The organism is Pedobacter sp. AC163 (genome assembly GCF_979258665.1).
Genome location: NZ_OZ409872.1, coordinates 5,297,245 through 5,310,296, shown reverse-complemented (window position 1 = coordinate 5,310,296; position 13,052 = coordinate 5,297,245). Strand labels below are relative to the sequence as shown.

Here is a 13,052-nt window from a genome sequence, read left to right as displayed (position 1 = left end):
GTTAGTTTGGTACGTATTCAAAATGTGTTAACTCAACCTGAGTTTCGGAGTATCGATCTGAGTAGCTTGGAAGATTTGCGTTAACTGCAAGTAGGCACCATCCAAAGGCTACACCTAAGTCCATTTTCCCGATATTATTTCTATTCATGCTCATTAATTGAAGCACGAGTGTTTTGAATTTCATTGCATTGTGGTAATTGTAGATGTAGGTAGATAAGGCTGAGAAGTATTGGTTAATTGTTACATCGGATGCAGCGATACCCTCCTGTTCCTTATTATTTCCTTTATCAGTTCTGGTCATTGTTTCAACCGGCCTATTCATAATGAATTTGCCGTAATGCCATCTATCGAAGTACCTCATCAATCCCGGTTTCTGAGATTCACAAAGAAGTGGTGCTCCATAGTATATGCTTTGCATAAGCATATCTTCATAGAATAATTCAGGATCGTCTTGGCGGTATAGGTAGATACAAACTGGTTGATTTGTGAGGAAATTTAAACCACCATCAATAGCGATTTTAGTACCACCATTCATTTCGAATTTGATACCATCCTTTAATTCATCGTATCTTTCGAATGTTACGGATGCACCTTTTGATCTCCGTCCATCAGAAGTATCTTTGTGGTCAAATGGATCGACACCGGTACGAAATAAATCAACATTTCCAGGTACATTTTCACCGTACATGTTAATAACGAAGTTATCCTGTAAGCCATCAAGCTTCGAAACTTCCCAACGTCCACCATCTTCATCAATCTGGAATACTACGCGAGAAAAACGAACTCCATTTTCCCATTCAAAATTACCCCGGATAACATCATTCTCTTTACCCTTTTCCGGGAAGGTTAATCTATCAAGGGTTTCCTGTAATCTTTCTTTATGGAATGCGGACTGATCACCAGAAGGCGCCAAAGCATCTTCAATAGTTAAAGGCATTTTACGGCGCTCATCAGCTGCTTCCTTAATTTTCCCTTTTTTCTTTAAATCCTCAATGGTGTTTTGAATATAAATTCTGGTAGCAACTTCATCCACCAAGCCATATTCATCGGGTTCTCCACTTTCTGCTGCGGAAACGAATATTACATATAATCCAGATGTTGTTCTTCCGTTTTTATTTCGTTCAGCAGGATTGCTATCTTTATAAAGTTCAATTACTTCTTTTAGCTGGGCATCACTCAATTCCTCAACTGTACTTTCGAGGTGAAGCATTCCAACTTTTGTTTTCAAACTATTTAAGGAAACACACTGGCGAAGGATGGAAACAACTTTGGTTAAACTCATTCCCTCCAGCTTTCCAAACTCATTAAGAATAACATACATTCCCTTTCCACCATCAAAGTGAGTAGCAACGCATGGCCCGTAAATAATTTTACTTCCTATCTGATCATCCTCGTAAATAGTTTCTTTATCAACTCCGCTTTCGGCGATATCCCTTAATGATTTGCTAGTAATAACTTCGGATGGATATTCGAAAACCAAACCGTCTTTGTTTTTCGTTGAACCAGAATTTACCGGTTTAACGAACCAAATCATTTTGTTGTGGGCATTCAGAATACGGTTATAGTTATTCTTTACAGTATCCTCAGTTTTAGACTGCATGAACATCTGCTTATCAGAATACCTGAACATCTGGAAATAACCCCTATGTATGGTCATTTCGGTCGCTCTCATCCGGCGACCTTTGTACAAAGCTGTTCCTAAGCATTTTGGATCTTTATCCAACATGCCATATAGGTTGTAAAGCTTTTGCTGCGGTTCATAAAAGAACGGCGAACTGCCATCCTCAACTGTCCAATAATTTAAGAAATGATAATAATCGCCAGGAAGGTAGTACGGTTTACCTTTGATGAGCATCCAAATACCATTGTCGAATTTATGGTATTCACCTAAAATGAATTTATCTTCATCTGGCGTTGTTGGTTTACGCTTCGATAAGCCCGGAGGAATTATTGTTTTACGAAACTTTTGTTGCTCAATTGGCAATTCAAAGTTTTCCATTTCCGAGAAATGTGGCATTTTCGGAAGCGGAACAATATATCCACTTATCCTAATATCGCCGCCATAGTCCGACCAATCAACCGTATATAACTCCTTATTCATTCGTTATGTATTCGGTTTTCTTAACTAATTTCTCTGGCCAGTAAATTGCTTTGGCAACTGTGTTTACAACAATCTGCTTAATTTTTGAATCACCATAAACCTGCTTTTCGTAATTAGCAAGCTTGCCCTGCATTTCCAGAAGTTTGTCGGTAATCTTTTGCTTCCGCTCGAATTTTGCTTCAAATTGGTAATCTTCTGGATCGATTTCCATTTGGGCCATGGCGTTGGTTTGCTGAAAACTTGACCATAGCGAATACCAAACGGTATAGGTGTTTTTATCTAGGATGATAAAGTACTTGTAGATTTTTGCATTAATGTTGATTCGGAATTTTTCTTGAATTTCCTTTTCACGATCTAAATCGCCATCAATGTATTTTTTTAATGATGAGTTATTAAGATTTAGATGTTTGAATACCGCTTTGCCGCGTTCTTTAAAATCCCTGTAAGTTTTAAAGAAAGGACTTCCATCATCTACCAAAAGAATAATCCAACGAATTAATTCATCTTCCTCTTTTTTGGCGAACTCCACATAATCAGAAAGCTCAGGATAAAAGTCAATAACTTTACTTCCTGCAGGAACTTTACTTATATCGTATTTAAGATTGCTGTAATCTAATTCCATTAATCTACATCATATATTTTCTCCTTCCTTTGCTGAAAATGTTGCTTGCGGGCATTGTGAATTAATAAAGGACACCTTCGATGGCCTTAATATCTTTACGTTTAATCTTGTATAGCTTTTCCATACCATCCGTTTCATGAAGCGAGTATTCCAATGGTGTTAAAATCCCTTCATTGAAAATTATACGATCACCAGGTTTAATGCCATCGAAATGTTTATCGCTTAACCTGGCAGCCATGTATTCCTGTATTGGTTTCCCAACCTTCACTACCTCAGCATGATACTTAACTGTTAAATCAGCATTATCAGCCATCACCAATCCATTGCCCAAATCTTTCGAACTTTCATAGCGTTTAATCCAAATCCAACCGTTAATCGGAATTGCTTCCCCATTGCGTTCGCGGATGAACAACCTTGAATACTCAATCAGAATACATTCGCCATGATCTTCAAGGGTTAATGTTTTCATTTCGGTATTTGCATTGATGTGGGCCAAATAATCAAACCAAACTTTATCGCCAACAGCAACTTCCAGTTCGGTTTTATATTCCATGCTGCCATTTACCATTGTAGCCAGCTGCTTTGCCTCATCATCATTGAACTTCCCTTGCGTTCTGTTCCGTAATCGCTTAACCTTCTCCCCACGATAAACCAATTTATCAGGAATCGTTATAACCGTACCAGTTATAGCATAGTGTCTTGCCTCAGTAGTTGATGTAGTTCCGATATAAAGGCCATTCTTTAGTTTTTTGTGGTCTGAATCAGGTTTAACCAACACATAGTTGTTTTTTATTTTAATATTTCTTGCATCCATACAGACACAAATATATGTTAAATTGAAACAAATATATTATTTCATTATATTTTTATTTGTTTTTCTAATAATAAGTTTTACCTTAGCTGATGCAAACAATAATTTTCATTTACAGTAAAATCTTATGAACGAGAAATTTCCAGAGACTATGCCTGAGCATATTCCTACTGATACTACAGGAATTGTAATCCGTACTTCTGGATTATGGAAAGGAAGGTTTGCTAAAAAAGGTCACTCTTTTATAATCGTGACACATAAGGACAAAAAAACCGGAGCAAAAGCAACGATGGCACAAGAATATCCTTCTGCTGATATCGATCCAATTAATGAATTGGCTATAAAAGGAGAAGTGGTTAAAGCATTTAGAAAACATTTTAAAATATAAAAGTCATGCGAGCGGGCGATCCGCGTAGTGCATGCAAAACCTTAAAAAAGCGCTTCATTAATACCTGTTTCATTGGTAGAATATGTTTGGTTAGATTCTAGGCTGGATGGCCGCAAAGGTTAGCTTTCCTTTGTTATTCCAAGAGGTGGGAATGTTTCGGATTCGGGTTGCATTAGTGAGCGTTAATAGTGCGACAAACTTAAATCATAAGTGCTCAGTGATTTATTTCAAACGTTTACGCTTGAAACACCACCATGAACTATAGTTGAGCGACAAGACAGCCTCCATGCAGAAACGCATGGGGGCTTTGTAGGTGAGAGCGTTAATTTAGATTGTGGGCGATGCCTGAAAGATTGCATCCCCACTGCTAAAAATTTAAACTTCTGGGTGGCGGAATGTGGTAGACGTTAGATCAGTTAAATAAAGAGCGAAGGCGTGCTCGGCAGAAAAGCGATCAAGCAGTTAACGCCTAAAGCATGAGGGTTCGAATCCCTTTCCAGAAGCACAACTTAAAACCCGGTGTGCCAGCTACAAGAAAAGCGGAAACGAGCTGCATAGAGATATGCGGCTTTTTTAGGTACAAACATTTAAGCAAGCAATGAAAATTAAAATTAAAAAACTAATTCCACAGGCTGTAATACCAAAATACGCACATGTGGGTGATGCAGGAATGGATCTTACTGCCGTTTCTAAATCAATCGATGCTCATGGTAACATCGTTTACGGTACAGGTTTGGCATTTGAAATTCCGCAAGGATTTTTTATGATGCTTTTACCTCGATCAAGCAACTATAAAACCAACTTAATGCTTACTAATCATTGTGGTATTGTAGACAGCGGATACCGCGGCGAAATTTTCTTCAAGTTTGCGCCAATAATGCGTAAGGAATTCAAATTGAATATCGACTACGAGATTGGTGATCGTTTAGGTCAGCTGATTATTCTTCCTCATCCAACAATTGAGTTTGAAGAAGTGGATTCGCTTGGTGATTCAGAAAGAGGTACAGATGGATATGGAAGTACAGGTAAATAAAATACCATACGGACCATTCCTTGAAGAATGGAAAGATATTATTGGATTCGATTACCAATATATGATTAGCAACTACGGAAGATTTTTAGTAGTAAACCCTTACTTGAATAGAGGTAAAAATAATCCAAAAATAGGTAGAAAAAGCAAGGGATACTTAAGAGCTTCTTTAACACTAAATGGGAAACAGAAAACCATTAAAATACATCGTTTAGTAGCAGAATATTTCTTATCTAATTACAACCCAATTCTAACCGTAAATCATATAGATTTTGATAAACACAACAATTTTTATCTAAACCTTGAAATGCTAACGTCATCAGAAAACTCATTGCATTACATCAATTATAAATTGAAGAAAACTACCTCAAGCAAAACAAAGGGAATTGGATATCATATTGGCATAAATAAGTGGACTACTCGGGTCACAATTGGTGGTAAAAGGTTTAGCCTAGGAACATTTGACACAGAACAACAAGCAATAAGAGCCATCAATGATTTTAATAATAATGTTTCTAAAGACATAAAGAAGGGAAAGGGCTCTGGTAATATTGGTAAAACTAAGTATAGTGAACATGATTTAGAAGAAGCTCTAAAACTTTCTGACAAAGTAGGAGCAATTAAAGCTGGGAAAATCACTGGTATGGGAAGTACAAAAATATTTATACTAAGAAAAAAAAGAAAGATTTCATGAAAAACCTCACTCCCACACAAGAAAAATGGTTCCTTACATTGGTTTACGTTATCTGTATTCCGATTATTCTGATCGGAGCATTCATTTTAGGCTGCGGAAAGTTGTTTTCGGCTTTAGGCTGGCTAATGATGTTTGAAAGAAAGCAAGCTGTTAAACAATTTAAACTTCCTTAATCCTATGGCAGATAAAAATCAAGAAGATTGGGGAATAAGCGAAGACCAACAAGCGCTTTTCCATAAAATGACAGGATGCATGATGGCAAACGATATCGCCATGGACTATAATCAATACCTATCGGTGCTATTCAAAGATAATGGCTTCAATTACCTGTCAAATAAATGCCTTGAAATGCAGAAAGCTGGATTGAAATTTATGAAAGCAGTTAAGTATTCATTCGAAAAACAAAATCCGGATTATAAAGAAGTGGTTTTATTCAATAAAAATTTGATTGATGATATCACCACGCTTTCGATAGAAAAACAAAAGCGAGTTATGGCTCTGGTTAATAAACTTAAAAAGGAGGAAAATTAAATGCATGTATTTGTAGTTCAAGATCAACACGCAACATTCAGCATGGCCCTTGCTCACATGAAATTGGGCGGAGTTATTAAAGTTCCTGAGTGGAAAGGCTACTGGTTCATCAAAGGAGGTGAAATTAAGGTGAAACTAGAGAATGGTTCAGAGGTTAACACGCCATGGTACCATCAAAATATACTTCGAGAAGATTGGCAGTTGGGTTCTTTGGAACTTGATAACTCAATTATCGATGCATTAACTAAATAAATCATAAAAACCTTTCGGCGTAAAGGCTAACCGACAACCAAAACATGGAAAATTTCAATAAAATCAAGCAATTACTTTCTGATGCTGAAGGCGATGCTAAAAAATTCTACGACCAAAACAATGCTGCGGCTGGTACAAGATTACGTAAAGCACTTCAAAGCATTAAAACTGCAGCTCAGGATGCTCGTAACGAAATTACAGAACTGAAAGCTGAAAGAACTAAGTAATTTTTGTCCGGTTCTAAGGCCGTAAAAATTTTGAAGACATTGGTTGCTCCCTTAATACATAAGAGGTCGAGTACAAAAGTGAGTAACGTTCCACGAGTAGGAAAGGGAAACGAGCACCAATGTAAAAACCACAGAAATTATGAAGATAATAAGTCTATTAAAAGGTTTTGTTAAAACCATGCATTCCGAAAAAGTAGAATTCGATACAATCGGTATTAAGCTACCAAGCTCCGAATTTAAAAAAGTTCAGCATGAATTAGCAGATTACCAGGATGTATCAGTAGCCTTTAAATCTGATGATAAGTTTGAAGGATTTTACATAAGAGCTTATGGTTTTAGGTTCATAATCGAGGAATTGAAGCCATGAGATATTTTTTCGAAGAATTAAGTGAAGCATTGAGGCAATTTTTTAAAATACTTGCTTTTGAAGCTTATGACTGTTCTGGAAAACGTGATGTTGCATTGAGCCACTTAACATGGGCACAAATTCTTACCATTTTGAGCAACCTAATATTGATAATCACACTGTTATAGGCTGTTCATAATCATAACTACTTAAATTAAATGATTAATTCAAATAGATACACTCACAAAGCCAAATACTACGGAATTCCGGTATGGTATGATCAATATGAAGAAGGTGATGATTGGATTCGTGGAACAAATGAATTTTATCACTTTTTCGTTGTATGGCTTTTGGTAATTGATTTTTTAATGAATAAACCATATGAAGTTTATGATGCCAAAGAATTATGAAAATGACTGACTGGAACGCCGAAGCTGAGCTTTTAAAGGAATACCTCGCATACTGTATTGAATGGAGGTTTAATCAAATGGTTTTTTCAAATATATCACTTGATTTTAAATCCATTCCATACAAAACTCCTGAACAGATGATCGAATTATTCAACCAGCAGGGTTTTATGATTATAGATGATCTTCCTACAGAAAATACCATTCTAACTTTTGAAACATGGAAGTCATGCAGTAAAGGAAATTTTGTCTGGGAAGATGGACCAGATAGTAAAGTGGTTTTCCAACCAGATGAAAACGGCACATGGACCATCGCCACGCCGCCGCAACCTTAACACCAGTATAAAACCGCAAGGTTTTCGAAAAATTTTTTTGAGCAGACAAACCCACATCCCAATGGAAGGAATAGAATTTGAACCAATAGAATCACCAGAATACATTCAGTTCTGTGAGGAAGGTAATCGCGGATATCGTCATGGGATAAGTACCTGTGGTAAATGGATGCGCCAAAAGTGCTTTAATTCAAACGACACCAAAGATAAAAGCTTTCGGTATGTGATAATGAGCACATTCGATCCCTTTTCTTCTCAGCAAATAGCATTAAAACCATATCGAATAAGCTCAGTTGATGGAACTTATAAAAGCGCAAGTGATCAAGTAAAAGATTTTCTCAATAGCATGAAGCATGGTTTAATGATGCCGAATGGAAGTTTTGAAGAAATTAAAGCCCCAATGTTTGGAGTTGAACATAAAAAAGATGAGTAAAGGCCTACACGTAATACAAGGGATAGATTTTGGCATCTTCACCGGTAAAATAGCTTTCGCTTGCGGATATTCAATCAAAGAAATGATTGAGTTCTACAAAAGCCAAGGATGCAACGATTGGGCAGGAGGATTAAGAGGTCAATACATGCCAGAAGGATGCAGAGGGATGGCTATTCAACGTAGATACAAAGGTATTTGGCTATGGTACCTAATAATGAAAGATCCATTCAACTTCACCGATGAAGAATACGTAACACTCGCCCATGAATGCATACACCTCGTTCAGTTTCGTTTGAAAGATGTTTTGGACCGAGATAGAGAATATGAATGTGAAGCTTATCTGCATAGCCATTTAATGAGCCAATGCCTGAAAGCGTTAAGAGGATAATTTTTTTTAAATTTTTTTTCGAACCATGAATCGATTATTTTATCAGCTTAAACAAAGTCAATTCTTTTTAAACGGGGTGGGTATGAGATATTTTTTATTTGTGGGGTTGTTTCAACACACTTACTATAGGCTACTGGGGCCGTACATTTTCGTTCCCCAAACCGATTTGACCGGACCGGGTGGGTGTTATATGGGCAAAATGTGTGCTTGCTCCTGGGCGCGAGATCACCCAACTAATTAGACTAATCGCCAGCAACTAATTTGCTTTATTTGGTCATGGTATTCTCTTAAGGATTCACACCTATTTTTAAAATATACATTACAAGCGTTTACTAAGTCATTAGGGTAACGATTTAAAAACACAGGCACCATAACAGGCACCACTTGCCGGTAAAGCACAGATATATATACATTATAATTATCGTAATCTTATAGCCTTATCATTATCATATATGCAACACGCTCGCCGATGGAATTTAAATACTGATAATTTAATGTACTTTTGATTATGATATCGACAAACAACCAACTCGATAGCTACAGTAAGCGGATGAACGAGACAACAATAATTTCAAATACATGTTTATATACGCTTAATAAGGTTGCACCCTTTTATTCTATCACATTAAAGGACTTCAATATAATGTTGGGGTTTAAAGTTGCTACTATAAATAAGGCTCGTGCAATAGCTATTATACTTTATCACCTAAATCAATACCCTAGATCATATCAAACTAAAATCTTAAATCTATATCAATTAAACTATAGGATTGTTAAGCCTGTGATAAATGATCTATTAGCTAACGGATATTTAAAAGATGGTGTAAAATCTACTAGAGCAAATTTGGCTGCATATGTTCCTGTTAAGGTTTATTCACTTACACTGAAAGGCAAAGAGTTGTTAAATAGAATTGATAGTACATTAGCTTTAAAAATTGCTGGGATAAAAAAGGTTAAGTAATACAGATGTGCTGCTAATCTAGCCAAAACTTCTGTTATCCTGGTTTCTAATGGCAAATGCTTGCGATATTCAAAATTGATCGGGCAATTGTCAAGGCTGTTTAATTGTCAATATAGTTTAAATGGGGTTTTTCCCTTAAAGTTGTTGCGTGGTGCTGGTTGAATTCCAGATGTGGAAACCTATATAATAAAGGTTGACTTATAGTTTAATGTTAGAATGCGCATGTTATTTAAAACCCTGATCTTTATTGGTCGGGGTTTTGTTGTTTTGGGTTTGCCTGGGCTTCGCCCCTGCCGGCCGTTGGCCTGGCTTGGTTCTTCTCTCCTTTCTCTTTGTCTTCTTATATGGGTTTAATAGTTCCTTTAGGTTTTGGAAAGGTTCTTCTTTGCTCTGTGGGTTTGGTCCTGTCCTGCTTTCCGCTTTACTCGCTGCGCTTCGTGCCCGCTTCAATCAGTTTTATATACAAAGGACTGTACAACAACCAAAAAATAAAACTAATACTTTACATTTATTTTGTGCCTTTAATCAGGTTTAAATGTATTATTTAACGTTAATGACAATTTACTGACAAAATAAAAGAAACTAATACTTGACACGTAAATAAATTATGTGTTACTTTGTTGTAAGCAAAAAGGAAATAACCACACTAATACTTTACATCATGAAAAATTTAAACACTTTATTAACTGGCTTTTTTAGCATCACGTCACTATTAACATTAATAGCCTTTACATCTGTTGTACTTGACAACATTAAAAACAGCATCGTTACTACTCAACCTATGATTGTTTGTCAGTTGGTTGTTATGGCGGTGATTGGTTTAGTTTTTTGTTTAATGGTTAGTTTGTTCTTGAATAACGTTAAATCAAAATAATCATGCAAGCATCAACAAAAATTCAAATCCTGGCTAATCATGGTATTAGCACCAAAGAGGTAGATGGTAAACTAATGGCTTTAGCCGGTTCAAATGGTGATGGCTCGGAATGGTGGGAAGATGTGACCAATTTAAACACTAAAAATTCAGTTTACATGTGGTTAGGTTACGATATAGAAACTAATTAATCAATTTATAAATCTTTAAAATCTCAAACAATGAAAAGATCAATTTTAAAAGCTCTGTTATTTATTGCAGCGTTCGCCCTTTTGTTTATTGCATTCGTTCCGATTAATGCACAAACAGCACCAAAAAAAGCCGATAAGGTTTTAAGAGACACTTTAGTTAAAGGTGTTAAAACTCAAATATTTGTCGGCAGTCGTGGAGGTAAATACATTTTAGTTACTCCGGCATCTGGCAAGACTTACAAAAAATACTTAAAAAAATAGTATGGGTTTTTGTTTGATCGATAATATAAACGATCTTATAATTATATCCTGAATCAATATAAATAAAAAAATCCCGGTGTAACTAGCACCGGGATCAAGTTCAAAAAACAAGTAAAAACTCATTCTCAAACATTTAAGCAAAACAAAGTTATGAAAACTTTAACAGATTTAACACAGGCATCTATTTACGTTGGTACGTACGCAAAATATAATAATGGTTCTATAGCTGGCGAATGGCTAAACCTTTCTAATTATTCATCTACTGATGAATTTTGGGAAGCTTGCAAGGAATTACACAAGGACGAAACAGATCCAGAATATATGTTTCAAGATTGGGAAAACATCCCGGATTCATTAATCAGTGAAAGTACATTGTCTGATGACATTTACGAATACATTGAGATTGCAGAAAAGCTTCAGAATTATGATGATTCGGATTGGGTTAGCTTACACAATGAATTTTGCAGCAATACTTCACGTGATAACGATGAAATATATGAGTTTGATGAAGACTTTTTCAATACTTTTTTTGAAGGAAAACCAATGGAGGCAGCCAGAGCAGCGATTTTCGGCGATGTTAGTTGGAATCATGAATATATCACCTTTGACGGCTACGCCAATTTAAAAAGCATTTCTAAATATGCAGTATTGGCCGAAATCGATCAGGATGAAATTATAGCGGACATAATCGAAAACCCTTCTAACTATTCAATCTAATGGTAATTATCATAATACTAATTGTGGCTTTGGGTTTCTTCCTTGGGCTAATCGGTTTCGGGTTGCTGTGCAACTTCGTACAAAAAACATTTGAAGACTTAGATAATTAAAAAGCCATGAGTAACAACGAAATAATTGAAAATAACAAGCTTATAGCTGAATTTATGGACTTCACAAAGTGTATTGTTAGAAGCGAAAAAGGTGTTCCATACGACTACAATATACTTAATGGTTTCGAGCTGATTAAAGAAGTTCAAACAACAATAGAAAGTGAATGGTGTGAAATTTTAGAATATCAAGACTATTGTATGGCAGCAGATTTGAAATTTCAAACCTCATGGGATTGGTTAATTCCTGTTTTAGATAAAATTACCTCTCATGATAAATACTACGATTATACAATATATAACTCCAGTATGATCAGCGATGGCAGAATAGAAATTAACACAAAATTTATATCAAATACTTACGCGGAAGTAGTTGATTTTATCAAATGGTTTAACACTCAATCTAAATAGTTATGAAAATATGCACTTGTAATAACTGCGGTAATATTTACGAAGATATGAACCCAGGAGATGAATCTATAGAATATAAAGATGTTTCTATCCCTCAATTGCCTTTGTTTGAATTCAATGGGCCAGAAGATACTTTTTATGGCTGCAACTTCTGCGAGACAGACGAATATTTAGTTGACAACATCAATATCAACGCCATGAGTGAAGAACAAAAACAATTTGGGTTCACTATAAAAGAAATTTAGCCATGAAAAATACAAAATTAAATAATTGGCATCTATTAAGCTTTAACATTCAAGGCTTAAAAAAATCTTCTGATGTTCCCCACGTAATAACGTCAGTTCCTTTTGATACTATTTCGGAAGCAAAAGAATATTTAACCAGTTATTACAGCAACCTACTTGCAGGGGCTGAAATTATAGACTTAAAATTTAAATAACCATGTCGCACCAGACTGTTATTATAATGGCATCCAACAAGAAGGAAGCTATTAAGCTGTCAAAAGAAGATAGAAGTTTTGAAAGTATGACTTATATAAAACCTTACCGATATGCGAGTAAAGGAAATAATTTCTATGAGTTTTCAGCATTAAAAACAATCTAACCATGCAAAAATACAAATCAACTGCAACCGGCAATATTTACGAGGTGGAGCAATTACCACAAGGGCTTGTAGATGTAACGTTAAGATGTGAGGATCCGGATTTAAACGGCCGTACTATGGTAATGGACAAACACGCTTTAACGTGCTTAAAATTGGAGGAAATTACACCATGATACAAAGATTTTTAAATAGGAAGCTAACAACCTGGATGCTTTTAAAGCTTGGGTTTTATTACACATTGTTTTTGTTAGGCTTGATCTGGCTTTGTTGCCTTGCTTCGTGTAAGGCAGTAGAACCGCAGCGAACAGTCACCAGGCATTTAGTAGCTGATCAAACCGAGTTGATAAAGTTCGGCAATCAAATAACGA

General features: G+C 35.8%; 23 protein-coding genes. 20 read left to right on the top strand and 3 right to left on the bottom strand.

Going from position 1 to position 13,052, the window contains the following annotated elements; genetic code table 11:
* Position 1: 1 nt before the first annotated feature.
* The 3 genes from ACZZZK_RS23190 to ACZZZK_RS23180 form a co-directional block, all read right to left on the bottom strand.
* Complete coding sequence (locus tag ACZZZK_RS23190) at positions 2-2,101, bottom strand: type II toxin-antitoxin system RelE/ParE family toxin (RefSeq protein ID WP_463486218.1); 2,100 nt, start codon at positions 2,099-2,101, stop codon at positions 2-4.
* Positions 2,094-2,723, bottom strand: coding sequence for a hypothetical protein (locus ACZZZK_RS23185; protein WP_463486217.1), 630 nt, complete (start codon positions 2,721-2,723; stop codon positions 2,094-2,096). The genes ACZZZK_RS23190 and ACZZZK_RS23185 overlap by 8 nt, the downstream gene beginning before the upstream one ends.
* A 61-nt stretch (positions 2,724-2,784) precedes the next feature.
* Positions 2,785-3,537, bottom strand: coding sequence for a hypothetical protein (locus ACZZZK_RS23180; RefSeq protein ID WP_463486216.1), 753 nt, complete (start codon positions 3,535-3,537; stop codon positions 2,785-2,787).
* Positions 3,538-3,661: 124 nt separating this feature from the next.
* On the opposite strand from ACZZZK_RS23180, the gene ACZZZK_RS23175 reads away from it, so the two are divergent.
* From ACZZZK_RS23175 to ACZZZK_RS23080, 20 genes are all read left to right on the top strand, one after another.
* Positions 3,662-3,922, top strand: a complete 261-nt coding sequence (locus ACZZZK_RS23175) for a hypothetical protein (protein WP_463486215.1) — start codon at positions 3,662-3,664, stop codon at positions 3,920-3,922.
* A gap of 598 nt (positions 3,923-4,520) precedes the next feature.
* Entirely contained in the window at positions 4,521-4,955 is a 435-nt protein-coding gene (gene dut / locus ACZZZK_RS23170; protein ID WP_463486214.1) for a dUTP diphosphatase, read from the top strand.
* Positions 4,930-5,646 (top strand): NUMOD4 domain-containing protein, encoded by a 717-nt coding sequence (locus ACZZZK_RS23165; protein ID WP_463486213.1) that lies wholly within the window; start codon positions 4,930-4,932, stop codon positions 5,644-5,646. The genes dut and ACZZZK_RS23165 overlap by 26 nt, the downstream gene beginning before the upstream one ends.
* The gene (locus ACZZZK_RS23160; RefSeq protein ID WP_463486212.1) at positions 5,643-5,819 is read left to right on the top strand and encodes a hypothetical protein; all 177 of its coding nucleotides are present in this window, start codon (positions 5,643-5,645) and stop codon (positions 5,817-5,819) included. Before ACZZZK_RS23165 ends, ACZZZK_RS23160 begins: the two co-directional genes overlap by 4 nt.
* 4 nt (positions 5,820-5,823) lie before the next feature.
* Entirely contained in the window at positions 5,824-6,177 is a 354-nt protein-coding gene (locus ACZZZK_RS23155) for a hypothetical protein (protein WP_463486211.1), read from the top strand.
* Positions 6,178-6,429 (top strand): hypothetical protein, encoded by a 252-nt coding sequence (locus ACZZZK_RS23150; protein WP_463486210.1) that lies wholly within the window; start codon positions 6,178-6,180, stop codon positions 6,427-6,429.
* Between the two features lie 44 nt (positions 6,430-6,473).
* Positions 6,474-6,656, top strand: coding sequence for a histone H1 (locus ACZZZK_RS23145; protein ID WP_463486209.1), 183 nt, complete (start codon positions 6,474-6,476; stop codon positions 6,654-6,656).
* Between the two features lie 139 nt (positions 6,657-6,795).
* Complete coding sequence (locus ACZZZK_RS23140; RefSeq protein ID WP_463486208.1) at positions 6,796-7,023, top strand: hypothetical protein; 228 nt, start codon at positions 6,796-6,798, stop codon at positions 7,021-7,023.
* 197 nt (positions 7,024-7,220) lie between these two features.
* Positions 7,221-7,412, top strand: coding sequence for a hypothetical protein (locus ACZZZK_RS23135; protein ID WP_463486207.1), 192 nt, complete (start codon positions 7,221-7,223; stop codon positions 7,410-7,412).
* 2 nt (positions 7,413-7,414) lie between these two features.
* Positions 7,415-7,744, top strand: coding sequence for a hypothetical protein (locus ACZZZK_RS23130; RefSeq protein WP_463486206.1), 330 nt, complete (start codon positions 7,415-7,417; stop codon positions 7,742-7,744).
* Positions 7,745-7,805: 61 nt separating this feature from the next.
* Entirely contained in the window at positions 7,806-8,174 is a 369-nt protein-coding gene (locus ACZZZK_RS23125; RefSeq protein ID WP_463486205.1) for a hypothetical protein, read from the top strand.
* Entirely contained in the window at positions 8,167-8,562 is a 396-nt protein-coding gene (locus ACZZZK_RS23120; RefSeq protein ID WP_463486204.1) for a hypothetical protein, read from the top strand. The genes ACZZZK_RS23125 and ACZZZK_RS23120 overlap by 8 nt, the downstream gene beginning before the upstream one ends.
* Positions 8,563-9,112: 550 nt before the next feature.
* On the top strand, positions 9,113-9,523 hold the full coding sequence (locus tag ACZZZK_RS23115) for a hypothetical protein (protein WP_463486203.1): 411 nt from the start codon (positions 9,113-9,115) through the stop codon (positions 9,521-9,523).
* A gap of 876 nt (positions 9,524-10,399) precedes the next feature.
* The gene (locus ACZZZK_RS23110; protein ID WP_463486202.1) at positions 10,400-10,585 is read left to right on the top strand and encodes a hypothetical protein; all 186 of its coding nucleotides are present in this window, start codon (positions 10,400-10,402) and stop codon (positions 10,583-10,585) included.
* Between the two features lie 30 nt (positions 10,586-10,615).
* Positions 10,616-10,846, top strand: coding sequence for a hypothetical protein (locus ACZZZK_RS23105; protein ID WP_463486201.1), 231 nt, complete (start codon positions 10,616-10,618; stop codon positions 10,844-10,846).
* Between the two features lie 150 nt (positions 10,847-10,996).
* Positions 10,997-11,563 (top strand): antirestriction protein ArdA, encoded by a 567-nt coding sequence (locus ACZZZK_RS23100; protein WP_463486200.1) that lies wholly within the window; start codon positions 10,997-10,999, stop codon positions 11,561-11,563.
* A gap of 164 nt (positions 11,564-11,727) precedes the next feature.
* A complete protein-coding gene (locus ACZZZK_RS23095) occupies positions 11,728-12,081 on the top strand; it encodes a hypothetical protein (RefSeq protein ID WP_463486199.1) in 354 nt (117 codons plus the stop codon).
* 2 nt (positions 12,082-12,083) lie between these two features.
* Complete coding sequence (locus ACZZZK_RS23090; RefSeq protein ID WP_463486198.1) at positions 12,084-12,326, top strand: hypothetical protein; 243 nt, start codon at positions 12,084-12,086, stop codon at positions 12,324-12,326.
* A 2-nt stretch (positions 12,327-12,328) separates the two neighbouring features.
* Positions 12,329-12,520, top strand: a complete 192-nt coding sequence (locus tag ACZZZK_RS23085; protein ID WP_463486197.1) for a hypothetical protein — start codon at positions 12,329-12,331, stop codon at positions 12,518-12,520.
* A 166-nt stretch (positions 12,521-12,686) separates the two neighbouring features.
* On the top strand, positions 12,687-12,857 hold the full coding sequence (locus ACZZZK_RS23080; RefSeq protein WP_463486196.1) for a hypothetical protein: 171 nt from the start codon (positions 12,687-12,689) through the stop codon (positions 12,855-12,857).
* Positions 12,858-13,052: the final 195 nt, after the last annotated feature.